At 39.1% G+C, this 26,967-nt stretch carries 30 protein-coding genes and 1 pseudogene; 18 read left to right on the forward strand and 13 right to left on the reverse strand.

Annotated features, from left to right (window positions below):
- Positions 1–6 precede the first annotated feature (6 nt).
- Genes B4A24_RS07615 through moaCB form a run of 5 tightly spaced genes read left to right on the forward strand, consistent with a single transcriptional unit; the run spans position 7 to position 3,930 of the window.
- A complete protein-coding gene (locus B4A24_RS07615; protein ID WP_293944088.1) occupies positions 7–741 on the forward strand; it encodes a sulfite exporter TauE/SafE family protein in 735 nt (244 codons plus the stop codon).
- 9 nt (positions 742–750) lie between these two features.
- Positions 751–1,257, forward strand: a complete 507-nt coding sequence (locus B4A24_RS07620) for a molybdopterin-binding protein (protein ID WP_293944090.1) — start codon at positions 751–753, stop codon at positions 1,255–1,257.
- Positions 1,254–1,481, forward strand: coding sequence for a MoaD/ThiS family protein (locus B4A24_RS07625; RefSeq protein ID WP_293944092.1), 228 nt, complete (start codon positions 1,254–1,256; stop codon positions 1,479–1,481). The genes B4A24_RS07620 and B4A24_RS07625 overlap by 4 nt, the downstream gene beginning before the upstream one ends.
- A gap of 3 nt (positions 1,482–1,484) precedes the next feature.
- The gene (locus tag B4A24_RS07630) at positions 1,485–2,591 is read left to right on the forward strand and encodes a HesA/MoeB/ThiF family protein (protein WP_293944094.1); all 1,107 of its coding nucleotides are present in this window, start codon (positions 1,485–1,487) and stop codon (positions 2,589–2,591) included.
- The gene (moaCB, locus tag B4A24_RS07635; RefSeq protein ID WP_293944096.1) at positions 2,584–3,930 is read left to right on the forward strand and encodes a bifunctional molybdenum cofactor biosynthesis protein MoaC/MoaB; all 1,347 of its coding nucleotides are present in this window, start codon (positions 2,584–2,586) and stop codon (positions 3,928–3,930) included. Before B4A24_RS07630 ends, moaCB begins: the two co-directional genes overlap by 8 nt.
- On the opposite strand, the gene B4A24_RS07640 is transcribed toward moaCB, so the two are convergent.
- A complete protein-coding gene (locus B4A24_RS07640) occupies positions 3,927–5,066 on the reverse strand; it encodes a cysteine desulfurase family protein (protein ID WP_293944097.1) in 1,140 nt (379 codons plus the stop codon). The two genes, moaCB and B4A24_RS07640, sit on opposite strands and share 4 nt — an antisense overlap.
- Positions 5,067–5,327: 261 nt before the next feature.
- On the opposite strand from B4A24_RS07640, the gene B4A24_RS07645 reads away from it, so the two are divergent.
- Positions 5,328–6,062 carry a DNA-formamidopyrimidine glycosylase family protein gene (locus tag B4A24_RS07645; protein ID WP_293944099.1) on the forward strand — a complete coding sequence of 245 codons (735 nt, stop codon included), beginning with the start codon at positions 5,328–5,330 and terminating at the stop codon, positions 6,060–6,062.
- A 29-nt stretch (positions 6,063–6,091) separates the two neighbouring features.
- Here the strand turns inward: B4A24_RS07645 and B4A24_RS07650 are convergent, their stop codons facing one another.
- The gene (locus B4A24_RS07650; protein WP_293944101.1) at positions 6,092–6,265 is read right to left on the reverse strand and encodes a hypothetical protein; all 174 of its coding nucleotides are present in this window, start codon (positions 6,263–6,265) and stop codon (positions 6,092–6,094) included.
- A 146-nt stretch (positions 6,266–6,411) separates the two neighbouring features.
- On the opposite strand from B4A24_RS07650, the gene B4A24_RS07655 reads away from it, so the two are divergent.
- Complete coding sequence (locus tag B4A24_RS07655) at positions 6,412–6,774, forward strand: response regulator (RefSeq protein WP_293944102.1); 363 nt, start codon at positions 6,412–6,414, stop codon at positions 6,772–6,774.
- Positions 6,775–7,037: 263 nt separating this feature from the next.
- Here B4A24_RS07655 and B4A24_RS07660 read toward each other — a convergent pair whose 3' ends face one another.
- Entirely contained in the window at positions 7,038–7,667 is a 630-nt protein-coding gene (locus B4A24_RS07660) for a Pr6Pr family membrane protein (RefSeq protein WP_349681728.1), read from the reverse strand.
- A 266-nt stretch (positions 7,668–7,933) separates the two neighbouring features.
- Here B4A24_RS07660 and B4A24_RS07665 point away from each other — a divergent pair, with 266 nt between their 5' ends.
- From B4A24_RS07665 to B4A24_RS07680, 4 genes and pseudogenes are all read left to right on the forward strand, one after another.
- The gene (locus B4A24_RS07665) at positions 7,934–8,467 is read left to right on the forward strand and encodes an RNA polymerase sigma factor (RefSeq protein ID WP_293944104.1); all 534 of its coding nucleotides are present in this window, start codon (positions 7,934–7,936) and stop codon (positions 8,465–8,467) included.
- Entirely contained in the window at positions 8,448–8,720 is a 273-nt protein-coding gene (locus B4A24_RS07670) for a hypothetical protein (RefSeq protein WP_293944106.1), read from the forward strand. Before B4A24_RS07665 ends, B4A24_RS07670 begins: the two co-directional genes overlap by 20 nt.
- 11 nt (positions 8,721–8,731) lie before the next feature.
- Entirely contained in the window at positions 8,732–9,415 is a 684-nt protein-coding gene (locus B4A24_RS07675) for an ATP-dependent Clp protease proteolytic subunit (RefSeq protein ID WP_293944108.1), read from the forward strand.
- Positions 9,416–10,623: 1,208 nt separating this feature from the next.
- A pseudogene (locus B4A24_RS07680) lies at positions 10,624–10,746 on the forward strand (DUF417 family protein); the annotation flags it as partial.
- 301 nt (positions 10,747–11,047) lie between these two features.
- On the opposite strand, the gene B4A24_RS07685 reads toward B4A24_RS07680, so the two are convergent.
- Together B4A24_RS07685 and B4A24_RS07690 are read right to left on the reverse strand one after the other, a co-directional pair.
- Positions 11,048–11,533 (reverse strand): NUDIX hydrolase, encoded by a 486-nt coding sequence (locus tag B4A24_RS07685; protein WP_293944110.1) that lies wholly within the window; start codon positions 11,531–11,533, stop codon positions 11,048–11,050.
- 90 nt (positions 11,534–11,623) lie between these two features.
- Positions 11,624–11,890: a hypothetical protein gene (locus tag B4A24_RS07690; RefSeq protein WP_293944112.1), complete on the reverse strand. Its 267-nt coding sequence runs from the start codon at positions 11,888–11,890 to the stop codon at positions 11,624–11,626.
- Between the two features lie 673 nt (positions 11,891–12,563).
- Here B4A24_RS07690 and B4A24_RS07695 point away from each other — a divergent pair.
- From B4A24_RS07695 to B4A24_RS07710, 4 genes are all read left to right on the forward strand, one after another.
- Positions 12,564–13,385: an alpha/beta fold hydrolase gene (locus B4A24_RS07695; protein ID WP_293944114.1), complete on the forward strand. Its 822-nt coding sequence runs from the start codon at positions 12,564–12,566 to the stop codon at positions 13,383–13,385.
- A 437-nt stretch (positions 13,386–13,822) separates the two neighbouring features.
- The gene (locus B4A24_RS07700; protein ID WP_293944116.1) at positions 13,823–15,400 is read left to right on the forward strand and encodes a Na+/H+ antiporter; all 1,578 of its coding nucleotides are present in this window, start codon (positions 13,823–13,825) and stop codon (positions 15,398–15,400) included.
- An 80-nt stretch (positions 15,401–15,480) separates the two neighbouring features.
- Positions 15,481–15,846: a hypothetical protein gene (locus B4A24_RS07705; protein WP_293944118.1), complete on the forward strand. Its 366-nt coding sequence runs from the start codon at positions 15,481–15,483 to the stop codon at positions 15,844–15,846.
- A gap of 483 nt (positions 15,847–16,329) precedes the next feature.
- Positions 16,330–17,511 (forward strand): glycosyltransferase, encoded by a 1,182-nt coding sequence (locus B4A24_RS07710; protein WP_293944120.1) that lies wholly within the window; start codon positions 16,330–16,332, stop codon positions 17,509–17,511.
- 117 nt (positions 17,512–17,628) lie between these two features.
- Here the strand turns inward: B4A24_RS07710 and B4A24_RS07715 are convergent, their stop codons facing one another.
- Positions 17,629–18,123 (reverse strand): CinA family protein, encoded by a 495-nt coding sequence (locus B4A24_RS07715; RefSeq protein WP_293944122.1) that lies wholly within the window; start codon positions 18,121–18,123, stop codon positions 17,629–17,631.
- A gap of 32 nt (positions 18,124–18,155) precedes the next feature.
- Positions 18,156–18,443 carry a hypothetical protein gene (locus B4A24_RS07720; protein WP_293944124.1) on the reverse strand — a complete coding sequence of 96 codons (288 nt, stop codon included), beginning with the start codon at positions 18,441–18,443 and terminating at the stop codon, positions 18,156–18,158.
- Positions 18,444–18,639: 196 nt separating this feature from the next.
- On the opposite strand from B4A24_RS07720, the gene B4A24_RS07725 reads away from it, so the two are divergent.
- Complete coding sequence (locus B4A24_RS07725; protein ID WP_172393200.1) at positions 18,640–18,792, forward strand: lmo0937 family membrane protein; 153 nt, start codon at positions 18,640–18,642, stop codon at positions 18,790–18,792.
- Between the two features lie 343 nt (positions 18,793–19,135).
- Here B4A24_RS07725 and B4A24_RS07730 read toward each other — a convergent pair whose 3' ends face one another.
- Positions 19,136–19,507: a DoxX family protein gene (locus B4A24_RS07730; protein WP_293944128.1), complete on the reverse strand. Its 372-nt coding sequence runs from the start codon at positions 19,505–19,507 to the stop codon at positions 19,136–19,138.
- 93 nt (positions 19,508–19,600) lie between these two features.
- On the opposite strand from B4A24_RS07730, the gene B4A24_RS07735 reads away from it, so the two are divergent.
- A complete protein-coding gene (locus tag B4A24_RS07735) occupies positions 19,601–19,951 on the forward strand; it encodes a winged helix-turn-helix transcriptional regulator (RefSeq protein WP_293944130.1) in 351 nt (116 codons plus the stop codon).
- 90 nt (positions 19,952–20,041) lie between these two features.
- On the opposite strand, the gene B4A24_RS07740 is transcribed toward B4A24_RS07735, so the two are convergent.
- From B4A24_RS07740 to B4A24_RS07755, 4 genes are all read right to left on the reverse strand, one after another.
- A complete protein-coding gene (locus tag B4A24_RS07740; protein ID WP_293944133.1) occupies positions 20,042–21,139 on the reverse strand; it encodes a DUF2891 domain-containing protein in 1,098 nt (365 codons plus the stop codon).
- 88 nt (positions 21,140–21,227) lie between these two features.
- Positions 21,228–21,935 carry a Sir2 family NAD-dependent protein deacetylase gene (locus B4A24_RS07745; protein ID WP_293944135.1) on the reverse strand — a complete coding sequence of 236 codons (708 nt, stop codon included), beginning with the start codon at positions 21,933–21,935 and terminating at the stop codon, positions 21,228–21,230.
- 87 nt (positions 21,936–22,022) lie between these two features.
- A complete protein-coding gene (locus tag B4A24_RS07750) occupies positions 22,023–22,481 on the reverse strand; it encodes a hypothetical protein (RefSeq protein WP_293944137.1) in 459 nt (152 codons plus the stop codon).
- A gap of 120 nt (positions 22,482–22,601) precedes the next feature.
- On the reverse strand, positions 22,602–24,437 hold the full coding sequence (locus B4A24_RS07755; protein ID WP_293944139.1) for an alpha-L-fucosidase: 1,836 nt from the start codon (positions 24,435–24,437) through the stop codon (positions 22,602–22,604).
- Positions 24,438–24,647: 210 nt separating this feature from the next.
- Here B4A24_RS07755 and rnhA point away from each other — a divergent pair, with 210 nt between their 5' ends.
- Positions 24,648–25,142: a ribonuclease HI gene (gene rnhA, locus B4A24_RS07760; RefSeq protein ID WP_293944141.1), complete on the forward strand. Its 495-nt coding sequence runs from the start codon at positions 24,648–24,650 to the stop codon at positions 25,140–25,142.
- A gap of 190 nt (positions 25,143–25,332) precedes the next feature.
- Here rnhA and B4A24_RS07765 read toward each other — a convergent pair whose 3' ends face one another.
- Positions 25,333–26,955, reverse strand: a complete 1,623-nt coding sequence (locus tag B4A24_RS07765) for an arylsulfatase (protein ID WP_293944143.1) — start codon at positions 26,953–26,955, stop codon at positions 25,333–25,335.
- Positions 26,956–26,967 lie beyond the last annotated feature (12 nt).

Here is a 26,967-nt window from a genome sequence, read left to right on the forward strand (position 1 = left end):
CGAGCCATGCAGTTTGAACTCTTCTATTTCTTTCTGTTTATTCTCGCATTCCTGTACGCCGCTGTGGGACATGGTGGCGCCAGTGGTTATCTAGCTTTGATGGCGCTTTATGGTATTGCACCCCAGGAGATGAAACCTACAGCACTCGTGCTTAATCTTTTTGTTTCGTTAACCTCATTTATCCAATATTACAGAGGTAATTATTTTAAACGCAATTTGTTTTTGATGGTGGCTGCTGCATCTGTGCCAATGGCATTTATTGGTGGCATGATCACCCTTGAGGATCATCTTTACAAACGATTACTGGGTCTATTGCTGCTCTTCCCGATCTTTCGCTTTTTCTTTTTTAGGAGTCCATCAGCGGATGAGCTCAAATCATTTAATACATTAGGGGCACTTGTGATTGGTGCTGTTGTTGGTCTGTTGTCCGGCATGATTGGAATCGGTGGCGGAATTATCCTGTCGCCCTTTTTGATCTTACTCAAATGGACTGATCAAAAACAAACTGCAGCCATCAGCGCTTCATTTATTTTCGTAAATTCATTGTCGGGACTGGGGGGGATGCTTACAAAGGGTATTTCATTTAATGTGCACATGTGGGGCTACATTGCCGTCGCGTTCTCAGGTGGCCTATTGGGGGCTTATCTAGGATCAAAAATATTAAAACAAGATGTTTTAAAATATGTGCTTGCCACCGTGCTTTTGGTAGCGGCATATAAATTATTATTTACAACAGCTTAAAATAAAGGTATGCGTATAACGTTTGTCTTCTTGATACTATCTATTTTGTATTTTCCTCTCTACGGGCAGCAACCAGCTAATATTGGCGTTACTGTCTTTGGAAAGCAGGAAACCAACATAACTTTGGAACAGATCAGACAACTTCCAACACACTCGCTCGATAGCGCGCGGATTTATAACCATACGGGTGCTTATCGGTCCACCCTCAAAAATATCCAGGGTGGTCTGCTAAAGGACCTGTTGAAAAACATCACCTTTCCTGCTGAGTCCCCAAAAGCACTCAGCGAATACTATGTAGTTTGCGAGGCTACTGACGGTTATAGAGTTGTATTTTCGTGGAACGAGCTATTCAACACCAATGTCGGTGATCATGCCCTGCTGGTAACCAATATTGAACGCGCCAGCCTAGGCAAAGAAAAGGGCCCCTATGCACTGCTTTCCACCGCGGATGTCGCCACAGGCAGACGTTATGTAAAAGGCTTGCATTATATCCACATTAAACGTATCGAAAAATGAGAATACAAGTGAAGACATTTGGTGCATTAACAGAAATCCTCGAAAGGGAGTTTTATGTCACAGCGGGTGACACCGCTGAGCTGCTCACTACCCTATCCCGCCAACATCCAGACCTTGCCCATCGCAAACTGTTAGTTGCTGTTAACAACACAATAATCAACACACCGGTAGACTTACGGGAAAATGATGTTGTGGCTTTGATGCCGCCCTATTCAGGAGGATAAGTAATGCAGAATGAACGTTACGAGAGACAGCTTTCCTTACTAGGTTTTGGCGAGGCAGGTCAACAGAAGCTGCAGGCAGCACGCCTCCTTGTTGTAGGGGCCGGCGGCCTAGGTTGTCCGGTACTCCAGTACCTAGCTGCAGCCGGCATTGGGCACATCGGTATTATTGATGATGATCTTGTGGAGCTGAACAATCTACACCGGCAGGTACTCTACGATACAACAGACATTGGCCATGCCAAAGCTGAGGTCGCAGCCCGTAAATTGATACTGCAAAACCCCGATATTGACATTGCTTTTTGGGTAGAGCAATTATGCCCTGCTAATGCAGCTGAACGGCTCCAACCCTATGATGTAATTTTGGACTGTACTGATAATTTCGCTACACGCTACCTGCTGTGCGATGCTTGCTACCTCTTGGACAAACCTTTAGTTTTTGGCGCCATTTACCAATATGAAGGTCAGCTAGCAGTTTTCAATGTAGCCGATACACAAGGTATCAAGACCACCTACAGACATTTATTCCCGATCCCCCCCGATCCTATGGAATCGCCCGATTGTAATGCTGCAGGAGTTTTGGGGGTGCTACCTGGGATGATCGGAATTCATCAAGCCACAGAAGCTATTAAATTATTGACAGGTATAGGAACCATTTTAAGCAATAAGCTAATGACAATCAACCTACTTGATAACGGCATATTTACTTTTAATATACCACAAACAAGTTTCGATGAAAGCTCCTATCCACGGAGCTTAAATGCATTGAAAGATTTCGATTATATTCAGTATTGTGCTTCAGTGCGTAGTCAGATACAGGGTATAACGATAGCTGAACTGATAACCACCTGGGAGGCCACCGACGTCTTGCTTGTAGATGTAAGAGAGTTCAATGAAACGCCCCGGCTCCAGGTACCCCATCTCTCCATTCCCCTAGGGACATTGCCGACGCAATTGGAAAAAATCGACCGCAGGCGCATTGTTTTTATCTGTCAGAGCGGCAAACGCAGCCTAATGGCCGCACAATATTTCTACGACCAGCGAGGCAGCAGCCAACAGGTATTTCATCTGGAGGGCGGCATGATCGCTTTAAAAAACTATTTAGATGACTAAACAAAAAAACGATATATTTATACAAGGCCCCATTCCTCCGTCATTGATTGCAGATGTAATTGCAGAGCACGGTAGTAAATCCGATATCGGTGCCCACAGTGTCTTTCTTGGACAGATCCGTGCTGACCAAGTCAGAGGTAAATCAGTTCAAGCTATTGAGTATAGTATCAACAGCGAACTTGCGGTGCTAAAAATGGCTGAGATCCGCAAAGCAATCTTTGATAACTATCCCGTCACCTGTATGCACGTGTGCCACAGCGAGGGCCTGGTACAGGTAGGTGAAATCTGCTTCTTTGTATTTACCTCTTCAGCGCATCGTCGGGCAGCTATTGGTGCCTGTGATGAGCTTGTTGAACNNAAAAAGAAATGCCAATCTGGGGTAAAGAACTATTTGAAGACAATACTCATCAATGGAAAACTAATAGATAACATGGTCGATATTACATACAAAAGTACCACCTTAAGGAAAGCTATTGCGCTAGCAACGATAAAGGTATCATCCGAACATACCATCAAGCTTATCGAGCAACGGCAGATTCCTAAAGGCGATATATTTGAATTTGCACGTGCTTCGGCACTGTTAGCGATAAAAAAGACAGGCGATATGATCCCCGATTGCCATCCTCTACCGGTAGAATATGCTGCAATTCGTTATACCCATTCCGGGTTGGAGATCAATATTGAAGTCGAGGTACATACGATATACAAAACGGGGGTCGAAGTAGAAGCCATGCATGGAGCTTCGGTCGCAGCACTGGTCATCTACGATATGCTGAAGCCTGTGGACAAACAAGTAGAAATCCGAGGCATCCGTCTGCTCGAAAAACGAGGTGGCAAGAGTAATGAATCCCTTCCCTGGATCGAACAGCTCAAAGCCGCCGTCGTAGTTTGTAGTGATTCGGTCGCCAAGAGCAACAAGGAAGATATTTCGGGAAAGCTCCTTTTCGAACTTCTCGAGCAGCAAGGATTGCGCGATATTGCCTATTCAGTGGTTGCAGATGAACGCGAGGCCATAGCGGAAAGGTTAGAATATTATCAGCGAACAGGAATTGATCTTTTAATTTTTACCGGTGGAACTGGGCTTTCGAAGCGAGATATTACCCCCGATACTGTAGCTCCTTATCTTACGACGAACATCCCCGGTATTATGGAAACAGCACGTCAATATGGCCAGCAACGTGTCAAGACGGCAATGCTATCCAGGGGCATTGCGGGGTTTGCGGACCATATGCTTATTCTCACGTTGCCAGGATCACCAAATGGCGTGCGAGAGAGTATTGCGGCACTTTTTCCACAGGTGCTTCATGTTTTTCAAGTTCGGGAAAACACGGGGCATTAGGCTAAATTTCTCAGCTTTCGGACCTGCTGTTTGACCTGCTCCAGCGTTTGGCCAATTTCCGCTTCGGTGGTAAATCTACCTAGACTAAATCGAATGGAAGAAAGTGCATGCAGATCCGAAAGCCTCATGGCTTTAAGTACGTGTGAAGGGCGGGAAGTTACTGCCGAGCAGGCCGAACCACTAGATACAGAAATCGTCTTGAGCCGAATGATTAGCTGTTCGGAAATCGCTCCGGGAAAACAGATATTTGTTGTATTGTAGAGCCGTTGGGGACTATGGCCATTTCGGTATGCTCCAGTAATATCAAGTAGTTCAGTTTCAAGCGTATCCCTAAGATGAGTTACCCGCTGTTGATCCCACTCGAGTTCATCAAGGGCAATTCGAAGGGCTGCAGCCATACCGATGATTCCTGCTGTATTGAGTGTACCGCCACGCCATCCCCGCTGCTGTCCACCCCCATGCATCAGCGGGAAAATATCTTGTTTTGCACGATCGGAAATATAGAGTCCTCCGACGCCCTTCGGACCATAAAATTTATGTGCCGAAAACACAAGAAAATCAACAGCAAGATCACAGAGATCAATTCGCATTTTACCGACTGCCTGGGTGGCATCACACAAGACGAACACGTTGTGCTGATGGGCAATTTCGCTTATCTCTTTTATGGGCAAAATAACACCTGTTTCATTATTCGCCAACATGGCACAAACCAACACCGTATCTTGGCGAATAATGTCCTTCAATGCATTCAGATCCAGCATTCCCTCCTCATCCACCTCAAGGTAAGAGACTTCAAATCCCAGCCGCTCCATAAAAACGCAAGCCTCCAGTACGGCTTTATGCTCGGTGACAATACTAACAATATGTTTCTTGACAGAAAACTGAAATCCCTTGATCGCTAAATTGATTCCTTCGGTAGCGCCAGAAGTGTAAATAATATTTTTTGATGGGACACGAAATGCGCTTGCGATCTCTTCTGTTGCTTGCTCGATAGTATCCTGCATCGTTAAGCTAAGCAGGTGCAGCCCAGCTGGGTTGGCATAATAAGTTGAAAAAAAGGGAAGCATTTCAGCTAATACCCGCTCATCTACTGGTGTCGTTGCATTATAATCAAGATAGATAAAATTTGAATCCATTCGTTTAGATAATTATCATCTAATTTACACAATAATTTCGCGGATACCCATTGATTCTTAACAAAAGGCTACCTCACGCCCATAAGTCAATAGCAACGTTATTATATTAAAACTTTTGAACTATGAGCATTGTTCTTAACCAAAAATCGATAAGACTTTATTTCTCCAAGGGAAAATAACCAGTAAAGGCTCAAATAAATGCAGATCTTTTTTTCGTATAGTCAGGATAAATATTAATAACAATTTAGTTAATCTAAAGATATGCCCGAAGGCCCTTCAATAGTATTGATAAAGGAAGATCTCCAAAAGTTTGTAGGTGAAAAGGTAATAGGTGCTTCGGGAAATGCCAAATTCGATAAATATTGGTTAAATAATGAAGTATTATCCGATATCAAAACCTTTGGTAAACAATTGTTTTTGCTGTTTGATACAGTGGCCGTACGTATTCATTTACTTATGTTCGGTTCTTACAGTATTGATCAACAAACCAAAACAGAAAGAAGCCTACGCCTCATGATACAATTTGAAACCGGTCGTATTTTTTTCTACACCTGCTCGGCTAAAATCGTTGATAAAACCTTCTTGTCCGAAATCGATTGGGAAGCAGATGTGATGAGTCCTATCTGGAATCCAAAAAAAGCAAAGAAAAAATTGAAATCATTACCAGATCTTATGATTTGTGATGCACTTCTGGATCAGAATATCTTTTCGGGTGTCGGCAATATTATTAAAAATGAGGTGCTTTTCAGAATCCGTGTGCAGCCCGAAAGTTTAATCAGAAATTTACCTGCAAAAATGATAGACAAACTAATTGTCGAAGCCCGTAATTACAGTTTTGATTTTTTACACTGGAAAAGAGAGTTTGTATTAAAAAAACATTGGTTAGTACATAATAAATCGATCTGTCCGAAATGCGGAGAAAGGCTAATTCGAAACCATTTGGGTAAAACCAAACGAAGATGTTTTTACTGCCTAAAAGATCAAAAACTTTACTAGCTAAAATATTTTCGATCTATGTATCCCCGCTATCGATCACCTTGATCAGATTTTTTCTTCTCCTCTTCTTTCACTATGGCCTTCGATAAAGGCCGGGTCTCGAGTGTGTTTCCGAAAGCACCTCCTTCCTTTTTCAATTCTTTCTCTTTTTCCTTAGCATCATTTGTAATATCCTTAGGTTCATCATAATTAATATTCATCATTCAGTACATTAAATATTTTATAAATTCAGTGATCTTTTTATATATAACAATCGAACAGGCAAAATCGTTGGTCGGCCAAATGAAAACATAAGAAAAACAGCATTAAACAAGCCTTCGAATTCCATATATTTGAATAAATTTTTAAAATGAGAAAGAAAAAAAAGATTGTGCTTATTCAGGATAACGAAGATATTCTAAATATAATGGACGAAGTTCTAGAAGACGAAGGGTATGATGTGACTTCATCTTTGACCACTGAACCAATCGAAAAAATTGATGAAATTGACCCTAATCTAGTCATTGTTGATGAGCACATTAAAGGAACAAAAAAAGGATCAAAGGTTATCGAAGAACTTAAATCGGATCCTGATACCGAAGATATATCTGCGGTATTAACTTCCACATCCTTTGACTTGCCGACAAAAGCGAACGCATGCAAAGCAGACGATTTTATCGAAAAGCCTTTTGATCTCGATCATATGGTAGATGTCGTAAAGAAAAACTCCTGACATATAAATCTGATAAGTTATGGATAAACTGGGGATAAAAGCATACAACTGTTTATGTTACCTTTTTTATATAATATTAATCCCGCCGATCTTATATGTCGTTTATACTCCTTTCCAGATAATTGGAGTAGGTATATGCACTGGGTATAAATAATAACCCTAAGACTTCTTTAAATTTTTTATTGGTACAAAAGAATAGCTTAGAGCGGCGTTAAGACAGGTTAAGAAAAATTTATCAGCCATAGCTTATTTTAACTATATTATTACCCCCGGTTTTTAGCGATTAGTCTAGTTACTAGTATTAAAAGTAATCCTAAAAGCAAAAAGACTAAGGATAGGCTCAGGCTATTGGTTAATACACGATTTATTCCCAATACGGAGACATCAACAAAAGGGTATGGATAAAATCCAGAAGACGCTCCATGCCACAAGGTATACAGGAAATAGAAGATGGGATAAAGCAACCAACTAAATATCGAACACCATTGTATAAGAGGTTTATTTATTGAGCGCCACCAATAAATTAATACCAATATGGGAATAATCAAATGCAGGATTTCATCAATAATCCTGACTATCCCTGCAGGCTGCCACAAGAAGCGTAAAACAAAATTGTAGATCAGTCCGACAATAAGAATATATAGTGTCACAGCTGTGACTGTCACTGGCTTAACAGCAAAATGTCCAATAGCACTATTGGGTAACAGTACTATCGAGGTACAGCTAATTGCAACCATTAAATTCGTCAAAATGGTAAAATAGCTAAAAAAACGAATAATCAGCTCTAAATTCGAAATCGTTGAATTATTAATACTGATTAAAAATTGCGCAATAATTGCACCCCAACTTAATAGCGCTATGAAAGCTGCTAGGCTTTTCTGAGACAACATCATGATCTATTTTTATACCCTTTAAAAATAGAGAATTTATTAAACAAAATCTAAGTACTGATATCATAACTTATCCATAGTACAAAATCTCAAAATGTTAAGATGCACACTATAACGTGTCACGAAAATTACTATATCGCAAAAAAATGCATGATAGTTACACATTTGAGCGTGATAAAAAGCGATTCTTTAATGATATAAAAATTATTTTTTCAAATATAAGGTGATACTTTAACCATAATTGGTACATTGTTATAAAAGGTAACTATATGCACGGTGTTAGCAAATCAAAACGAGTAGCGGGGCGACAGGCACTTTTTATTAATTTATATAAAAGTGCGTTTCCCGCGGTCGCAAAGTATATAAGCCGCATGGGTGGCAGCTTTGATGAAGCCAAGGATGTATTTCAAGATGCTTTGGTTGTATATTATGAGAAAGCCATTTTAAATCCAATGGTATTGAAAAATGATATTGGCTATCTGATTGGGACGGCCAAGAACCTATGGTTAAAACGTTTCTGTCAAACCAGTCAGATCCAACCGTTAGATGATTTGGACATCGCCCTAACGATTGACGAATTGCCTTCCAGTAGACGCTTGCTGAGATTCTTGGAAACTGCAGGACGTAAATGCATGGAGGTATTAAAGGGCTTTTACTATGACCAAATGTCGCTCCAAGAAATAGCAGATGAATTCGGTTATTCGGGAACACGAAGTGCCACTGTTCAGAAATATAAATGCTTGGAGAAAGTAAGAGATAACATTCGAGAAAAATCTTTGGTTTATGACGACTTCATGGAATGAAACCAAACAGATAGAGACCTATCTTATGGGGGAGACTGATCCAGGTGACTCATTGTTGTTTGATGCTCAATTATTGTTGGACGAGGACCTGGCCAGTAAAGTTATTGCGCAACAAAAGGCTTACTGTGTCATAAAACAATTTGGTCGAAAGCAATTGAAAAAGGAAATTGAAGTAATACACCAAATATTATTTTCACAACCTAAACATATACGATTTAGCCAAAAAGTAAGGCGGCTATTTAGAAAACCATAATCCCAAATATCATGAATATTGACAAAAATGAGTTCCGCAAATTTGCGGTCGGGCATTGCTATGTCCCAAAAGATCGAGTAGAGACTTACATTACTTGCGTTGAACGCAACAGCACTCCCCTAGCAATGACGCCATACATTACTGAGGAACGCGAGCTTCGAGTATCGCAGATGGATGTATTTTCTCGATTAATGATTGACCGTATTATATTTATGGGAGCGCCTGTAGAACCCAATATCGCCAATATCGTACAGGCCCAGTTATTATTCCTTCAATCCGTTGATCCCAAAAAGGATATACATATGTATATTAACTCTCCCGGCGGGGAAGTTTATGCTGGACTTGGCATTTACGATACCATGCAACTAATTAGTCCAGATGTCGCAACGATCTGTACTGGAATGGCCCTTTCCTTTGGCGCAATATTGTTGTGCGGCGGCGCTGCTGGTAAACGGAGTGCCTTAGCACATGCACGAGTTATGCTGCATCAACCTTTGGGTGGAGTACAAGGACAAGCCTCGGATATAGAGATTACTGCAAATCAAGTTTTGAAAATAAAAAAAGAACTTTATGACATTATTGCCAAACATAGTGGACAACCTTATCAAAAAGTGCATGATGTCAGCGACAGAGATCACTGGATGGTTGCTTCTGAGGCAAAAGAATTTGGTATAATAGATGAAGTATTGACGTAAGCGCCAATATGCTACTGATAGTAAACAATCGCTATTGATAATAGGATATCAATAGCGATTGTTGGTTTGTTTTGCTAAAAAAACATCAACTATATATCTTTTCTACTTTTTTCCTGAATACCAAAAATTCGACAACTGTGCATAATAAATAAACTATTGAAAAAAACAGCAGCAGCCTTAGCGGCGGAAGTACGATATCATATCGATAATAGTCGATCAAAACCTCACTTCCCAGAACAAGAACGCAGAAGAAGGGTATCCCTGAAAATGTCAAAAATGACAAAAAATAATTATACCTGATTTTTTCAATTTGATTGAGAAAAAATGATAAGGAACTAAAAACGATTACAACAAGGTATACCGTTGATAGACCCAAATTTATCAATATACTCAATATACTGATAAACCTTTCAAAAAGGGTATTATCAGCGGAGTTCAGGTTATTAATAACAATTCTGTACAGAACAGATAGGGTTATACTTATCAGCATATTGAGCCGCCAAAATTGAAAGATAGTTTTTTTCATAACGTATAAATGCGCAACCTTTTGTTATTTAACACATTAATTTTAGCTCGGTTCCATTTCGTTTCCTACCCAAAAAATCTTATCTCGCAAGAATGATAAATTCCAATCTTCGGTATAGATATTATTTTCAAGTTCCCCTGACCAACCATCTGTAATAACATTTTTCTTCCCTTTTTCTTTGCGGCTAACAATGTATTTTCCAGTAATGAAATTGATCGATTTTGTAATGAAGACTGTGTTTTTACGGTAACTCAGATCATAGCCTATTAGCCGAATTCTCCTGTTTTTATCATTAAATCTGTATTTTATTTTTTCAACAAAATCTTTCCTTTCCCCAAATATATTCGATACCGATTTCTGATTTGGATATTCACCCCTTATTTCAAGGATTTAGCGTTAATAAATTTAAAAAACGCCCCGTAATGCTGTATAATAGCTAGAAATAGCCATAGGAGCATATTTTTCATTCTTTCTTCTATTGAGAAGTTTATAAAATCATCTATCAACTCATGCGTATTTCTTAATCTTTATATCCAAAGTACAAATTCAACTTAAATCTATGTTTTTTCCTCATATAAACTAAACTCCATTTTATATTCGAAAGCCCTTTGCTTACAATTCGTTTTAAAAGAATATTTATTCGACATGTTGAAATGCCCATTAAAATCACCTAGGATTTCCTTACCTATCAGCAGCAGGTCGTTTAGTGTTAAAAGATATAATAATGTTGGCAACAGGCTTGCTTATTGCTTCCAATAGCGTGATGCTCTACTGTCGGAAAGAAAAAAGCTCAGTTAAAGGATAGCTGGGCCAGTAAAACACGTGACAAACAATTTTTACTATATAATGGCTTAGTTAAAATTTATAGGTCAAGTTTAATCGAAAGCCTTGCGGGTTGACTACACGCCATCCAAGAGCAATCCGCTTGTTCCTGAAATGTTTCATCATACAAAACATAGACATAACAAGCCGGTTACACGACCTTCAAGGAGCAATGTGGCATAGCGCCAAATCAACTTCGAAAAAAATCGGAAGCGCTACCTACACAATGAGGTCTCTCTGTCAAAAAAATTGATTTAAAAAAATAAAGCTTATCTACAATCATACTAAGATTTATTTACAGTGCTTGCATCAAAAATAGCCGCTATTTGCGCAAGGAAAGAAATTTGCTGCACATTGATTTTCCTCTTGGCCTCTTCCATCGTAAACCAGGCACCACTGTCTATTTCCGGATATGTCTGTATCCTACCCGATTTTGGTGGCCATTCCATCTGAAAATTATTACTGATAAGACCGTCTGGATCAATGTCGCCCTCAACAGCCCAGCACTGTACAATTTTTCCGCCTTTTTGCTTAACAGGATTTAATCGTATAAAACTTCCGTTGGGCAAATACCCAGTTTCCTCCTGAAACTCTCTCTTAGCTGCCTCCAGTTCACTTTCATTGTCCTCCACCTCCCCCTTGGGTACGGTCCACCATCCTTCGTCTTTTTTTGCAAAGAAGGGACCGCCAGGATGAACCAGAAAAAAAGAAATTTCTGTTCCCTGAAATTTATACAATAATATTCCGGCACTGAATCTCGTTTTTGTCATCTAAATAAGCGCATTATAAGCAAAGCTTTACAATAATTACTAATTTTCAATTTTCAGAATGCCATTTCTTATATTACACAAATATTTGTCTTAATCTTCTTCTAAATAGACCTTGTGAACGACAAACCTAACATTTTTACTGAATAATAACTTATCATCCACATCCTCAGAATCTATGGCATAAAGCGTATCTACCTCACCGCCATCCAAAAGTTCAGCATCTGGTATGAGCTCAAAAAAAGTGATCCCTTCTATAGTAGATAGTTCCTCAACCTTAATATAGGATACTCCTTGATTTTTCCAGATAGACAGAATCCCGCCAGAAAATAATTGATAAGTATTTGCTTGCATTGACATGGTGCAAATTAGGAAAAAATTGGCTTATTACAGTTCCTTTTATAGTGTCTCCAATGTCTTAATTACTTTTTCATTCCTAGGATTGATTTTGAGCCCCTTTTTATAATTCTGATTCGCCTTGTCTTTTTGGCCTGCTTTCAGCTAAGCTTTAGCTAAAATATCATATACATTTTCGCTCGTCGGGTATAATCTTCATGCAATTTCGATGTTTAAATGCGCGTAACACTGTTAAGTCAACTGCCAACTTTTTAGCCAAAACAGTATACACCTGGTAAACAGAATACTAAAGATATCCGAAATCATAAACTGGTCGCGATCGGACAGCGAATGTTCAGAACTGAACACCCATCTGGGCGCTTATTGACAAACTTAAATTTTAATTTCTTGAGACCCCATTATTCTGAGTCACCGAAGACACATCAAGGCTTTCAATCGCTGCATAAACTAATGCAGATCATTAAGGATACTCTTTTGTCGCTTTTACCCCTTAAAATTGTCGCAAAGCCAACCTAGACCCACTGTCGAAAAAAAATACATTTGATCATAACAATCTAACAGTGATATAAATATGAAAACAAAGAACTCATTAGGATTAATAATAGCAATAGTCATTGCTTTATTCCTATCTTGCCAGCAAGAGATTAAAAATCAATCAGACTCTCCAAAGGATATCGTGACTACTAAAACAATTAAACCATCAGAAACTGGGTATGCGAATCTCAATGGATTGAAAATGTACTATGAAGTATATGGTAAAGGTAAGCCAATCGTACTACTTCATGGGTCATATATGACGATTCCATTGAACTGGTCAGACATTATCCCTATGTTTAGCGGTCGAAAAGTAATTGTTGCGGAAATGCAAGGCCATGGCCGTACCAGAGATACAGCGCGAAAACTCAGCTATGAAGGAATGGCTGATGATGTGTCAGGTCTTTTGAAACATCTTAAAATAGATAGTGCAGACATACTAGGCTATAGCATGGGAGGAGGCATAGCTTTTCAGCTAGCAATACGCCATCCTAAACAAGTACGTAGACTTATTGTACTGTCAGGTAGTTATGCGCATGACGGTTGGTGGCCAGATGTTGAAGCGTCCTACTCTTCAATAGATGCCGAAATGTTTAAAGGTTCACCAATAGAGAAACAGTACGACAGTCTTGGCAATGATCCAAAACATTTTCCAGAATTTGTAAAAAAGGTAATCAGCATTGACCTTGAACCGTACGACTGGTCTAAGGAGGTGAAAAAAATAAAAGCACCCATTTTTATGGCTATTGGTGATTCTGATGGAATACAATACGAACATGCTCTAGCATTATTTAGAGCAATGGGAGGTGGAAAAATGGGAGATATACATGGACTGCCCAAATCTCGTCTGGCTATTATCCCAGGCACAACCCATATTGGTATGATGTATCGAATGAATTGGTTGCTACCGATGATCGATGATTTTTTGAATTCTGATTTAAAAACTACCGCTCCAACATTTTAAAAGGAAAAAGTATATGAACGCAGCATCTATATCTATTTTATCAAATGCTGTGATAAAATAGATTTTTTCAGCTTTCCACTTAGTACTACGCAGAAATTGATCCCAAGTCAATGTATTTGGGTTCACTTGTCTGCTCCTAAACTCTAAAAAAATCGTATTCAACTACATAAGATAGCATTTCCGAAACCTCATTCGCCAAAGTCTCATTTGACCATAGTGCATTATACCTCTTGGGAAATTTACTGATGGCTCTCGTTGGCGAGGCTAAATTCTTACGCAATTTCATGAACGTTCTATTCGCTGAAGCCTATGCTGTTTATTAAGTTGGTCTAAGTGGGCCTAATCATTTCACAACGTTCGATTCTTGTTTAAGTTTTTAAGTGGACAATTAATCTTTTTAAAAATTTAATATATATTTATGTATCTAAAACTTGTACATGTTAGAAAATTTCGCATTCTATCTATTTTTGGTACTATTGATCACGATGCTCATCATGCTGGCCAAAAAAATTCAGGTTGCATACCCTGTATTGCTTGTCTTAGCCGGGCTTTTGATAAGTTTTATTCCGGGTGTACCACCCATAAAAATAGAACCTGAATTAATATTTATTATATTTCTGCCACCTCTATTGTATGAAGCGGCCTGGTCTACCTCATGGAAAGAACTTTGGCGATGGCGCAGAATTATTTTTAGTTTTGCTTTCGTTGTGGTATTTTTTACTGCATTATCAGTTGCGATTTTCGCTAATTATTTCATCCCCGGATTTTCTTTGGCTTTAGGTTTTTTATTGGGCGGAATTGTTTCTCCTCCCGATGCAGTAAGTGCAGGTGCAATTTTGAAATTTGTAAAAGTGCCGAAAAGATTGGCTTCCATTCTTGAAGGCGAGAGCTTGTTGAACGACGCATCTTCCCTAATAATTTTTCGTTTTGCAATGATTGCAGCAGCAACCGGACAATTTGTATGGTATGAAGCGGCAGGAAACTTTGTGTGGATGTGTGTAGGCGGCGTAGGCATAGGAATTACAATGGCCTATATTTTCCTTAAAATGCACAAGATTTTACCTACCGATCCAAATACAGATATATTATTGACTTTCATTGCGCCCTTCTCCATGTATTTGGTCACGGAAGAGCTTCATGCTTCTGGCGTCTTAGCAGTCGTAAGTGGTGGATTGTTTCTCTCCTATCGCAGTCACGATTTCTTAAGTAGCGCATCTAGAATACGTACCGTAACAGTGTGGGAAAGTTTTTGTTTTCTGCTCAACGGGGTGGTTTTCATGCTTATCGGTTTAGATTTACCTGAAATTGTCAATGGTTTGGGTGATACTGATATTTATACGGCGATCGGTTATGGTGTTGCGGTTACAACAGTTCTAATTATTGTAAGAATTTTCGCAGGCTATGCTGCAGTAATCACCACATTAATTATGAGAAATTTCATCACCGTTGCTGATGCACAGTCCCCCGGTTGGCGAACTCCTATGATCATTGGATGGACTGGAATGAGAGGTGTAGTTTCTTTAGCTGCGGCGCTTTCAATCCCTTTAACATTGGCTGATGGAACTCCATTTCCACAGAGAAATCTAATCCTTTTCATCACATTTGTCGCCATTCTTCTGACATTGCTTGTTCAGGGGCTTACCCTTCCTTTTTTATTAAAAAAATTCCCATTGATAGACAGAGATTTCGTGCGAACAGAAAAAGAAATCGATTACGAAATTCAAAACAAACTTGCTCAAGTGGCAGTGGACAAAATTCACCAGGATTATGCGGATAAGGTAGACAGTTTCCCTACATTGAAGGACCAGTTACAGAAATATGAAAATCAATTGACTAGTTCTGAAATCATCATTAATTACGCTGAATACCGAAAAATCTATATCGACATTTTGGAGACTCAAAGAACCTGGCTTATCAATAAAAATCGTGAAGAACTTTTGTTGGACGAGGAAATTATTAGAAAACACCTACGTTTACTCGATCTTCAGGAAGAAAGAATGAATATGAGAAGTTAATCTTATTTTGTAACTTCAATTTAATATTTTAAACTATAAAAAGACATAACCATTTTAGTAAATTATTTAAGTATAATATCATGGATAAGATTGGTCTAACAAAAGATGCTGGCTGGCAATATGGAATCAGGAGAACGGTAGATTTACCTTTAGAAGAGGTATGGGATTACTTATTCTCCAAAAATGGATTTAAAATATGGGCAGATCAGGTTCAGACAGACTTCAGCACATTTAAAAAATATTCTCACATCCGGACCAAATGGAAAATGAGAGACTGGGATGATGCTGCCAGTCTTCAACTGCGAGTATTATCAAATTCAAGGACAAAAAAAACAACTATTGCCTTACATATTGACCAAATCAGGAATGAGTTACACAGAGACATGGCAAAAAAATATTGGACCGGTGTTCTCACGAAAATTATAGAAAATTTAAATTCTCCCTAGAAGCCCTCAAAATAATGTTTTAAGAAGTGCCAATTGAGTAACATGCCAAACCCATAACACCCAAACTTGTGGTTATCTAAGCTAAAAATGTGCGTTTATTGGCCAAATGATCGTTACCTTTTTTGAATTGTTTTTTCCATCAGAAACAAATAGCTTTGACATATACTATCATTAGGAAAGGAGATAAATTCTTCATACCGCGAAAAATACCTATTCGAAGAGTTTTTTTTCGGTTTACCCTGTGCGCTCTACGGATTACGCATTTGAAAACTACGCATATAGAATAAAAGTACTCTTTTGGGTATAGCTTTTGATTTATAAAACGAAACAAATGTACCACCTTTATCATAATACTTAATATGGAAAATATAGATCAACAAGCAAAAAAAATGGGGTTAGAAAAAGGATATTATCTATTGTTAATGGCAATTTTGGACATCCCGGTCCATACTGATAATGACGACGCTAAAAAGAGCTAAGAATATGAAAAGGATAGTTATTTTAAGCACTTATCCACCTCAGGAGTGTGGATTAGCAACTTTCACTAAAGATCTTAGACAAGGCATGAGCGCAGATCAAAATACGGTAATTGATGTGATTGCTGTATCTAAATTCAGTAGCGAACAATTCGATCCAACGGTACGCTTTGTTATCGACAAAGAAAGATTGGACAGTTATATCCAAGCTGCTCAAATTATCAATGAAGAATACGATTATTGTATCGTACAGCATGAGTATGGTATTTTTGGCGGTGCTGATGGAATATTTATCAACCAGCTTACCCACCATTTAACGATACCTTTATTAACGATATTTCATACCATATTGCAATCTCCCTCATTACGACAAAAAGAAATCATGGAATTGCTTATTATGAAATCGCATGCAGTTGTATCCTTATCGCCAAAAGGTAGTGAATTGCTCACAGAATTATTCCCTACAATTGACGTTCAGAAAATTAAAGTCATCCCACACGGTGTACCGCAATTTGACTATAACCAGGGATTGGCAAAGTATCGACTCGGACTTCAAGATAATTTTGTGATGATGACTTTTGGCTTAATTGGTAGAAGTAAAGGATTAGAATACGCTATCCGTTCCTTAGCGGGGCTCGATCTACCACATTTTAAATATCTGATCGTAGGCAAAACACATCCAAATGTTCTAGCACATGAAGGTGAATCTTATCGTTTCGAATTACAAAATTTAGTAGAGCAGTTAAAATTGCAGGATAAAATAGTTTTTATTGATGAATTCTTAAATGACGATCAATTAAAAGAATACTTATCCGCATGCGACATCTATTTATCACCTTACCAACATGAACAGCAAATCAGTAGTGGAACGCTATCTTTTGCCGTAGGTGCCGGTGCTGCTGTTATTTCAACACCATACTGGCATGCGAAGGATTTATTGGCGGATGAACGCGGAATTCTGACACCTTTTAATGATGTCGATACCATGGGTAAGAATATCAGAATATTATATACCTCTCAACGACTGCTGGCTTGGCATCGTTTCAAAGCACGCAGCTACGGTGAACAGACCACATGGAAAATGGTTGCGAAAATCTATCTGGACCTTTTATTAACACTATCGACCCCAATACGATCATTGGTACAATACAAAAATTACCGCACGTTTGATCTTAAACAAGAAGCATAAAACGAAGAAAGTCGCTCAAAATAGAGAGACTTTCTTCGTTTTTTATCACTTTGAAAAAAGCAGCTAAGCGGATCAAAAACATCATATAAACTAACTCCATTATTCAACCGTTATCCTTCATTTACTCAGTATTGAATTAAATGCCTGAAGAGCTTTAGACGTGTAAATAAATTGGGCTTCCTCAGGCATAGTTGTTGGTTCTAATTCCACTTTTTCTGTAAGTAGTATATCGCTTTGATACGCAATTGAAAAAAAAGCAAATAGCTTCCCCTTAGATTCTTTTACTACGGTCGCATATCCCGTTGTTGCTATCCCCCAATCAGTATGAAATAAAGTAGATACACTGATCGCCATTTGTTGAGTTATTAATGGAGATACACAGTCACATCTCTTTGCCTCCAATGGATCAACTCCTAATAACCGAATTTTTTCGTCAGGGGTATATACTGTTATGCCTCCAGCAAATACATTTGTAGCATTTTTGATTTGCGAGCAAGCAAACTGCATAACACCTGAAGTCACACTTTCTGCGACTGCAACACGGCCATGCGAATTGGCTAGCGAACTTTTTATTTGTTCTAGCAGTGACTTAGGAAACTCCATTTTAATCATAGCTTTTAAATTTATTAATCGAGTAAATTAATCTATACAACCGTATATATCCTAACATCGGGTGTATCCACAACTAATGATTTTAGCGTAGCAAGCATATCATTATTGTATAACTCAGTAGATAAAAAAGCGTGTGCATCATCAGTGGTATCAAAACCATGTAACAATTGGATATATTCATCTCCCACAAGTAATTCAATTGAAGTAGCGCCTTTTATCTGGTCAAGAAATGGTTCTTGAAATTTGTCATACACACCCGATGCTACTCCCCTATTGGCGCTATTGATTTTTAAGGTAATTTGTAAATAAGCTTTTGCCATGACCTCAATTTTTATGGTTAACTATTATAATGGTTTCCTCGCCATAGAATAGACTATTATCAATTATACATCCGCAAACTATAGCTTAACCGGAAACCTTAACACTTTAACAGCAGTCAGCTACAGTTCGTTTGTTTTATTTATTTATAAAACATTCATTAAACAGATGTTGTTCTTATAAAAACATATCAATATTATGGGAAATTTATTATACATTATTGCCGTTATTTTAGTGATTATTTGGGCAATCAGTTTTTTCGGCGGGTATGCGACGGGCAACATAATCCACACATTGTTGGTTATAGCAATTATCGTTGTGTTGCTACGTGTCATTCGTGGATCAGCTTAAATATTGATCTAGCTTAACTATTTAATCTAAAGGCCAGACTTAGTCACGACTAAGACTGGCCTTTAGATATACTTATTTTAGTACACACATCTGATTTATCAAACTCATTTACAGTCTCCAATAAAAATTTTTGCCATAAATCACAGGACTTAAATATAGATATCTAAGCAATCCACCAAACTGTTCTATGGACTTGCTTCATAGGAACGCTATTAATTGCTATAACTGAGAGCTGCCTTTAAATCAATTTAGCTTACCAAAGTAAAACGAAGCGGTGAAGCATTACCTTTAAAAGTAACGTAAATTATTTAGTTGATATCTGGTTTTTGCAACCAAATATCAATTAAATAATAATTTTAAAATTTTTGTCTGTTGCCAACAAAACAATGCTAAGAATACACATCATTAATGAACTGTAAAAATGATGATATTCTCCATGAGCCATATGTGCCGTAAAAGCACCAACTGCAAATGGAAACAAAAGTAAAATCCCTACAGTTTTGAATTCTGGTTTGTACAAACCAATCAGAAGAAGTAAAACACCCAGCAACTCGCATACTCCGATGCCTAATGTCCAGGTTTTATTAAAACCTAAAGAATCCATGCTTTGCATCATGGACTGTTTCTGAAAAACTTTGAATAATGAGGCATATCCAAATACATACAGGTAATAGGCATAACTCAACCAATGAACGATAAATTTTATAGTTTCCATTTTATACTTTATGAGATGAGCTACAAATTTCTTTATTAAATTGCATGAATAACAGTACGCACAAAATTGTATGATACGAACAGAAAAGTAAGTATGAATAAGAGAAAAGAAAACTCCACCAACCATATTAACGAAACCTATTGGAAAGATCATTGTGGAATTGCTTTCACATTATCTGCTATTGGTGGGAGATGGAAAATAAATATTCTCACGTATCTCCTCCATGAAGGTAGGCTACGTTATGGTGAACTACGAAAAAGGCTCGTCGGTATTTCAGAGCGTATGCTCATCGCTAAATTAAAAGAACTTGAGCAGGATAGACTTGTCGACCGGATTGTTTATCAACAGGTACCCCCTAAGGTTGAATATGAACTTACAGCATTGGGGCGTTCGTTGGAAAAGATTTTAATCCTTATGGATGAATGGGGTGAGACAAATATGTAAAATAGAGTCCCTGCATTTGATTACACAGGGATTCTATTTTGTTGTTGTTACCCCAGATCTCGGTTCACAGCTTTCATTTGACTGTGGGCATTAATTTTTGGAAAGAGCATACAGCGCAAAGGTACCCAACCAATGTGACCCCATATAGTCGTCTTTAGAAGTAATATTGGGCAATGAATATTTCAGATGTTTATTGGCTAAACCATGCAGATGATTTAGCTCAGGAAGTGCCTTTGCAATACCATTTAGACAGGTCGCCCGGCTAAAATTTAATCCATCCAAATGAACCAGATGCCCGTCTGTGCGGTCTTTCACAATGCCGGGTTCCAAGTTAAAATCTGGATTGAAAAGATCAGGCAGAAAATCCTTCAGCCATTTTCGATACTCATCCTGTCTTAAAACCGTGCTCATGCAAAGTGCTTCCTCAAGACAAGGTGAAAGGAAGTCGCTTCCGCTAGGCTCAAAGGAGATATTACAATTTTTGTCGTGATCGTATAGCCTGACAGCATTTGTCATTAATGATTTTTCGAAAGCAACGTGATTTGTCCCCCGCGCATAATCCAATGCCAGCGATAGGCCAAAAGCAGAATTATCATGATAACCGCTTCGAATCGGATAAACCAATTTTGGTAAATATTCCTGATAGGCTTTCATGATATGTTTTGCCATCGGATCGAGAATTTTTGCCCAACGCTCCGCATCTGGATCTCTCCAAGTTAAGAGTTCTTTTTGCAATTGTAACAACCAGGCCCAACCATAGGTGCGTTCAAAGTTTTTATTATTCTTATCCTGAAAGAAAGCTAATTCAGTTGCTGCATTTTCTTCAGTGATATTCCTGTCCAGCTGTTTCCGGATTACGCCGGACTTGTCTAACTCAGGAAATTGCTTTAAAATTCGTACGATTGACCAATAACCATGCACTGAGGAATGCCAGTCAAAACAACCGTAAAAAATTGGATGTAATGTACGCGGCCCCTTCAAATCCTTGTCACTTCCGAGTACTTGTCCCAATTTGTTCGGATATTCAACTTCAATACAATGCAATGGTAGTGTAAGCAAGTGCTTTGCCTGCGTACTATCCAATTGTATGGGTGCATTATTTGTACTATTATTCACCTTGATCTCTGAGTTATTGTGGCAAGAAATAGCCAATGCTGAACAACAAATCAGTCCTATTATTCTTTTCATATTTTTAAGTTTTTATTCCATCTTTCAAGATAGAGTTTTGTTATATTCCCAAGTTGTTAACGCATCAGGTTCATAATCTACTGTTATATTACTCGTTAACCGAAGTTTCTTTAAGTAACTGTGCTACCAAAATTGGAACAGCCGTCGTAGCTGCCTCTTCAAAACATTGTATTCGGCCTAAAGTTGTACTATTCGGAATCTGTTTATCGATTAAGAAAGACCGGCAATAATTAGGCGCAAATTGTCGCAGCCCGGCCGCCGGATAAACCTGCAAGGAAGTTCCTATAATAATAAGGATATCTGCTTTTGAAACATAGGACATTGCCCGTTCAATCTCCGGAACCGCTTCGCCAAACCATACGATATTCGGGCGCAGTTGACTTCCTTTTTCACAGAGATCTCCCATCTTTATTTCATCGCCTTCTATCGGGTAAACCAAACGATCGTCAATGGATGACTTCGATTGATCCAACCGACCATGTAAATGTATAATCTTTGTAGAGCCAGCCTGCTCGTGCAACAAATCGACATTTTGTGTGATGATCGTAACCTGATAGGCCAATTCCAACTGACATAAAGCGAGATGCGCTGCATTTGGCCTTGCAGCCAGCGCCACCTTGCGTCTAAGGTTGTAAAATTCCTGAACAAGAGTTGGATTTTTCTTCCAGCCTTCAATAGAGGCTACAGCCATCACATCATGTCCCTCCCATAGTCCATTTGCATCCCTAAAAGTAGGTATCCCACTTTCGGCAGAAATCCCTGCTCCTGTTAATACAACGATATTTTTCTTTTCCATGTGGCTTGCTTAGTCTCTTAAAAATAAATAAATCTGATGAATCTATTGGCTTCGAAAGGATAACTTTTTAAACAAGAGACGAGTTCACTACTCGTTTATCAATTTGGTAGCGTAGTTATCAGGAAGCTCCAGCCGAATAGAATCTTTGCTAGCGGCGGCCTTTCGATTCATCTCATCGAAGGAACGCTGATAATAAACAAAGGCCTTATTGGGTATATGCAAATCTTTTGCCTGTTTTACAGCAAAATGATAACGGTTATCCGACAACTTGACATGCTTATAAATACGATAGGTTACAATTTGAATCTGTACCTTGTCAAACTTCGGTATCGTTTTCAAATCAGCCGGTTCATGAAAGTATTTCTCATTGAAATACATAAATTCGTCTGATTTGGCCAGCCATTCCAGATTTATTTTTCCCTCAACCACTTTATTCGCTAGCGAATCCGCACGTTGTCGTTCCATGTTATTTCCATCTCCGGCAGTACAGCAAACGCATAGTGCGACCGCAGACAGGGATGCAAGAAAAGTATGCAATAGGCTCATCTGTCTAATTTAGTATAAAAATATTTCACGCCATAACGGCGACATCAAAAATTATTGTTTATCGGATAAAAAAGCCCGAGATACTAACATCTCGGGCCCAAATAATTTGTTCAGCAGTAATTAGAGGTTATTTTCAATCGCGCCAACTTTCTCACGGTGCAATGCCAAAGGCGAATCCAATAACACCGCAATAACAGTCATATTTTTATCCAAACGCTCCTTTGGAGCCTGAATATAAACAATGCCCGGAATACTGCTCCAGTAAAGTTTATTGAAAATTTCATGATTGATCATGGATCCTTCACCCACCAGTCGAATACGAGCGATACCGTTTTTTATTCCTTTAAGCGCAATAGGTCCTGTTGGTGTCCCTTCAACAAAAAGATAAAGGGTCTGACGATCCTTTGAAAGCGCGCTTAAACCTTCATAATGTCCTTCCGGAAGTCCCTTCCCTGTTTCATAAAGTGCCTCAGCATGATTTTTAACCCAATCTAAAACGGTTGGATTCGTCAAATTTCCAATAGGCAATTTTGCTTCCATACCATCGAGCGTCAAACCAGAATGATCAAAAATATTTTTCCCAGTATGAAGGGTCAATGCAATCTGATTTAATGCGGTATTAGTTTGCTTGTTGTCGAGTACAGCTTGTAATGTAATAGCTTCCTCCTGGGGTTCTTGCCACTGTACCTTGTCTTTGAATGTCAAGGCCAGTACTGTGACGTCCTGATCAAAGTTAACTTTTGTCAGGTCCAATTGGACTTTTTCATCCAACGATACCGCAGTTACCTTAGACCCGGCATCTCCAACAACAGAAACCGCCTGAATAGCGCCATTCAGCAAACCCTTTAACTGCAATTGCGGTTTTTGTTCATATACATAGAGATAGAGGGTTTTTCCATCTTTTGACAAAGCAGACTTCCCGTTGTAATTTTCGAATGGAATACCCGCTCTCGTGCCATATATTGCAGAAGCGTTTTTATTCGTCCATCTTCCCAACTGCTTCAAAATATTCATCTGCTCTTCTGGAATGCTGCCATCAGCTTTCGGGCCGATATCCAAGAGGAGATTTCCGCCCATGGAAATACAATCCACCAGAGTACGGATAATCATATTGGGCGATTTGTATTTCTTGTCAAATGGCTGATATCCCCAAGAGTCATTCATGGTATAACAAAGCTCCCAGAATTTAGTATCTGGCCGGGTTACTGGAATCCCCTGCTCAGGAGTCTCATAATCGCCATGATGATTCAAGCGCGAATTAATAATAATGTTCGGGTTGTATTTTCGCAAAAGCGACAACGTTTCCTTGGATTTCCACTCCTCTGCACTATGTTCCCAGTCTCCATCAAACCAGATCAATTCGGGTTTATATTGCTGCGATAATTCGCTGAGTTGTTTTTGATAATATTCGACATAGTGGTCCCAACGATTAGGCTCTTTGACAAGTTCATACCGTTTTCTTGCACGTGTAAATACATCGTAATAAGGATGGCTCCAATCCGGCAAGGAATAATAGAAACCTGTATGCAGTCCCTCCTGCTGAATAGCCTGAACAAAAGGTGTAATAACATCCTGTTTGGCAGCGGCATCTCTTAGGCTTGTAATAGCTTTATCGGCCCGAGTATTCCACAAGGAAATCCCATCATGATGTTTCGTTGTAATCACAGTATACTTTGCTCCTGCTTGTTTGATCAGTTTAGCCCACTCCTTTGGCTTATAATTTTTGGCCGTAAAACCATCAAGCTGTTTGATATAATTATCATGGTTAATATAATTATTGAAGAATGACCATGATTCTGAGATCCCGTTAACAGAGTAGATCCCCCAATGAATAAAAATCCCCAACTTGGCGTCTTCAAACCAATCCATTTTTTGTGCTGAAATAGTGTTCTGAGCGCTGACGTTGAAACACGCCGACGCTAAAAGAACAAAAAGAGAAACCTTTTGAAACTTCATAGAGCTAAATTATCGATTACATAACGAGTTTAAGCCAGCAAAATACATATAAATCACCAGAATTTTATCGTGTAAGCGATAAATTACAGCGAAGACGCTCTTGCTAAACCGAATAACTTCTAAACATTACGATCACATTGTCAGGATATAGATCTAGCAAGGAGCAATTATAATTGTATTTCAACACAAATTTATCTAAGTTTGGAGGGTATGATCGAATTATATACAGACGGGGCGTCAAGTGGAAATCCAGGTCCAGGGGGTTATGGAACCATCTTAAGGACTATTTATACAGGCGACAATGAGGCGTTTAAAGGTAAATTGATAGAAAAAGAATTTTCAGGGGGGTACAGAAAAACGACCAATAACCGTATGGAGCTGATGGCCGTTATTGTAGGTCTCGAAGCTTTGAAAAACTTAAACCAACCGGTTACAGTATACTCTGACTCCAAATATATCATCGATGCAATTGACAAAAAATGGGTACATGGGTGGATCCAAAAGGGCTTTGCTGGTAAAAAAAATAAAGATCTGTGGATGCGTTTGATGAATGTTTATAAACTACATAAGGTCAAATTGGTTTGGGTAAAAGGCCATGCTGGGCATCCCTTAAACGAACGTTGCGACCGTTTGGCTGTAGCCGCATCCAAAGATAAAGCCAATTGGAAAATCGACACGGTATTTGAAGTCGAAGAAAACAAGTAGGAAGATACAAATTCAACGGTCGATGTTTAGAAATGACGTAAACAATTTTGAATATTACTTAAATTAGCGAAAAGGCACCAGATTATTGGAACTTGGTGCCTTTTTCATAAAATAATGTAAAGTGAAACAGTCTATCTCCAATCAATCCGATCTATAGCAAATCCATTTCATTGATATAAAGATTTGCTTCTTAAAAAAGAAATGCTGGTGAGGCGATCTCCTGTACCTTACTTTCCCGAAACTCCTTCATATTGCTAGGCTCCTTGCTTTCTAATTCACCAAAGTCCACCACTCCATTATCCTTAGCCCAACGAAAGTAAGCGGTGGATAGGCGCGATACGACATTGTGATGCTGTACCGCAATATCTTTCCGTTCGGTAGGATCTTGTTCCAGATCATATAGTTCCCACTTGTAGGATGGCCAGGTGGACACCAACTTCCACTTTCCTATCCGTGCGGCACGGTTTCCGGCCCGCTCCCAAAAAAGACCTTCGTCGCGCGTTACGGTATCCTGTTGATTGAACAGCACCGGAAGTAAGCTTTTGCCTGGAAGTTTATTCGCCTGATGTCCTTGATATTCCTTAGGGTAAATGGCTCCAGCAAGTTCATAAAAGGTTGGCGCCAAGTCGATGATATGCCCAGTCCCCTTTTTGATACCCTTGGTGATCTTGCCGGGAAACCAGGCGATAAATGGGGCATTGATCCCGCCCTCATAGGTGTAATCTTTAAACGCCTTGAACGGAGTATTTGATGCGTAGGACCAATTTTTACTTTGTGATTCAAACGACCCCACGGTACCCACTGGCCCACTGTTTAATCGGGCGCCATGGAACCAGCGAACGAGGTCCTCAGCTGGTGCTCCATTATCTGACAGAAACACAATTAATGTGTTGTCTAACTGTCCATTTTCTTTGAGTTTTTGCAGCAATTTACCAATCGTCTGATCCAGGCGATCGACCATCGCAGCGAATACTTCCATTTTTCTGGCCCACTGTTGTCGTTGATCAAAGGACAGGCGTTCCCAATCGTAGATATCTTCGTCGGTAATGGAAAGTGTGGTCGTGTTGTCAACTATCCCCAGTTCTTTTTGGCGCTTAAACCGCGCCCTGCGGATGCTCTCCCAACCTTTATCATAATGTCCCTTATACTTTGCAATATCCTGTGGCAGGGCAACCAAAGGCCAATGCGGTGCAGTATGTGCTAAATATAGAAAGAACGGTTTGTCCTGACCTTTGATTTGATCCAGAAAACCTTCGGCCTCCCGATTGATCACTTCTGTAGAAAAAGAGCTTTCCAAGGGGTAACCTGTAGCGTCTGTTGCTCCTTTAAAAATTGGGGCTCCTGAATCTGAATTCTTTTCTTCTTTTGGAAAAACGAAATCAAAACCACGGTCCCAAGGCAGGCTCTTGCCTTTACCGGACACATGCCACTTGCCTGATATCGCGGTGAGGTAGCCATTGGAGCGAAGAACTTCGGCAATCGTCAATGATTCAGCATTGAGATAACCTTGGTAAGCCGGTAGGCCCAAATCATTGGAAAAATAGCCCACTCCAGCTTTGTGTTGGTACTGTCCTGTAATTAGGGATGCGCGTGTTGGTGCGCAGATGGAGTTATTATAAAATTGTTTTAAACGTATCCCTTCGCTGGCTAGACGATCCAGATTAGGTGTTGCTATCTCCGATCCATAAGCGCCCAAATCGGAGTATCCGAGATCATCGGCAAGAATCAAAATAATATTTGGTTTGTTGCTTTGCGCCACGAGGGCACTTGCACAGCCAAAAATAAGGGCAATACATAGTGTTATTTTTTTCATCTATTTAAATTT

It is taken from the genome of Sphingobacterium sp. UBA7249 (assembly GCF_002472835.1).
GTDB lineage: Bacteria > Bacteroidota > Bacteroidia > Sphingobacteriales > Sphingobacteriaceae > Sphingobacterium > Sphingobacterium prati.

What these genes read in the sequence shown, in the direction of transcription:
- B4A24_RS07725 (WP_172393200.1), top strand. Translation starts at nt 18,640, where the DNA reads ATGGGAAATTTATTATACATTATTGCCGTTATTTTAGTGATTATTTGG.
- B4A24_RS07655 (WP_293944102.1), top strand. Translation starts at nt 6,412, where the DNA reads ATGAGAAAGAAAAAAAAGATTGTGCTTATTCAGGATAACGAAGATATT.
- B4A24_RS07620 (WP_293944090.1), top strand. Translation starts at nt 751, where the DNA reads ATGCGTATAACGTTTGTCTTCTTGATACTATCTATTTTGTATTTTCCT.
- B4A24_RS07720 (WP_293944124.1), bottom strand. Translation starts at nt 18,443, where the DNA reads ATGGCAAAAGCTTATTTACAAATTACCTTAAAAATCAATAGCGCCAAT.
- B4A24_RS07765 (WP_293944143.1), bottom strand. Translation starts at nt 26,955, where the DNA reads ATGAAAAAAATAACACTATGTATTGCCCTTATTTTTGGCTGTGCAAGT.
- B4A24_RS07660 (WP_349681728.1), bottom strand. Translation starts at nt 7,667, where the DNA reads ATGATGTTGTCTCAGAAAAGCCTAGCAGCTTTCATAGCGCTATTAAGT.
- B4A24_RS07625 (WP_293944092.1), top strand. Translation starts at nt 1,254, where the DNA reads ATGAGAATACAAGTGAAGACATTTGGTGCATTAACAGAAATCCTCGAA.
- B4A24_RS07740 (WP_293944133.1), bottom strand. Translation starts at nt 21,139, where the DNA reads ATGAAAAGAATAATAGGACTGATTTGTTGTTCAGCATTGGCTATTTCT.
- B4A24_RS07700 (WP_293944116.1), top strand. Translation starts at nt 13,823, where the DNA reads ATGTTAGAAAATTTCGCATTCTATCTATTTTTGGTACTATTGATCACG.
- B4A24_RS07710 (WP_293944120.1), top strand. Translation starts at nt 16,330, where the DNA reads ATGAAAAGGATAGTTATTTTAAGCACTTATCCACCTCAGGAGTGTGGA.
- B4A24_RS07690 (WP_293944112.1), bottom strand. Translation starts at nt 11,890, where the DNA reads ATGTCAATGCAAGCAAATACTTATCAATTATTTTCTGGCGGGATTCTG.
- B4A24_RS07645 (WP_293944099.1), top strand. Translation starts at nt 5,328, where the DNA reads ATGCCCGAAGGCCCTTCAATAGTATTGATAAAGGAAGATCTCCAAAAG.
- B4A24_RS07750 (WP_293944137.1), bottom strand. Translation starts at nt 22,481, where the DNA reads ATGAGCCTATTGCATACTTTTCTTGCATCCCTGTCTGCGGTCGCACTA.
- B4A24_RS07735 (WP_293944130.1), top strand. Translation starts at nt 19,601, where the DNA reads ATGAATAAGAGAAAAGAAAACTCCACCAACCATATTAACGAAACCTAT.
- B4A24_RS07675 (WP_293944108.1), top strand. Translation starts at nt 8,732, where the DNA reads ATGAATATTGACAAAAATGAGTTCCGCAAATTTGCGGTCGGGCATTGC.
- B4A24_RS07615 (WP_293944088.1), top strand. Translation starts at nt 7, where the DNA reads ATGCAGTTTGAACTCTTCTATTTCTTTCTGTTTATTCTCGCATTCCTG.
- rnhA (WP_293944141.1), top strand. Translation starts at nt 24,648, where the DNA reads ATGATCGAATTATATACAGACGGGGCGTCAAGTGGAAATCCAGGTCCA.
- B4A24_RS07730 (WP_293944128.1), bottom strand. Translation starts at nt 19,507, where the DNA reads ATGGAAACTATAAAATTTATCGTTCATTGGTTGAGTTATGCCTATTAC.
- B4A24_RS07650 (WP_293944101.1), bottom strand. Translation starts at nt 6,265, where the DNA reads ATGATGAATATTAATTATGATGAACCTAAGGATATTACAAATGATGCT.
- B4A24_RS07665 (WP_293944104.1), top strand. Translation starts at nt 7,934, where the DNA reads ATGCACGGTGTTAGCAAATCAAAACGAGTAGCGGGGCGACAGGCACTT.
- B4A24_RS07745 (WP_293944135.1), bottom strand. Translation starts at nt 21,935, where the DNA reads ATGGAAAAGAAAAATATCGTTGTATTAACAGGAGCAGGGATTTCTGCC.
- B4A24_RS07630 (WP_293944094.1), top strand. Translation starts at nt 1,485, where the DNA reads ATGCAGAATGAACGTTACGAGAGACAGCTTTCCTTACTAGGTTTTGGC.
- B4A24_RS07670 (WP_293944106.1), top strand. Translation starts at nt 8,448, where the DNA reads ATGACGACTTCATGGAATGAAACCAAACAGATAGAGACCTATCTTATG.
- B4A24_RS07715 (WP_293944122.1), bottom strand. Translation starts at nt 18,123, where the DNA reads ATGATTAAAATGGAGTTTCCTAAGTCACTGCTAGAACAAATAAAAAGT.
- B4A24_RS07685 (WP_293944110.1), bottom strand. Translation starts at nt 11,533, where the DNA reads ATGACAAAAACGAGATTCAGTGCCGGAATATTATTGTATAAATTTCAG.
- B4A24_RS07705 (WP_293944118.1), top strand. Translation starts at nt 15,481, where the DNA reads ATGGATAAGATTGGTCTAACAAAAGATGCTGGCTGGCAATATGGAATC.
- B4A24_RS07640 (WP_293944097.1), bottom strand. Translation starts at nt 5,066, where the DNA reads ATGGATTCAAATTTTATCTATCTTGATTATAATGCAACGACACCAGTA.
- B4A24_RS07755 (WP_293944139.1), bottom strand. Translation starts at nt 24,437, where the DNA reads ATGAAGTTTCAAAAGGTTTCTCTTTTTGTTCTTTTAGCGTCGGCGTGT.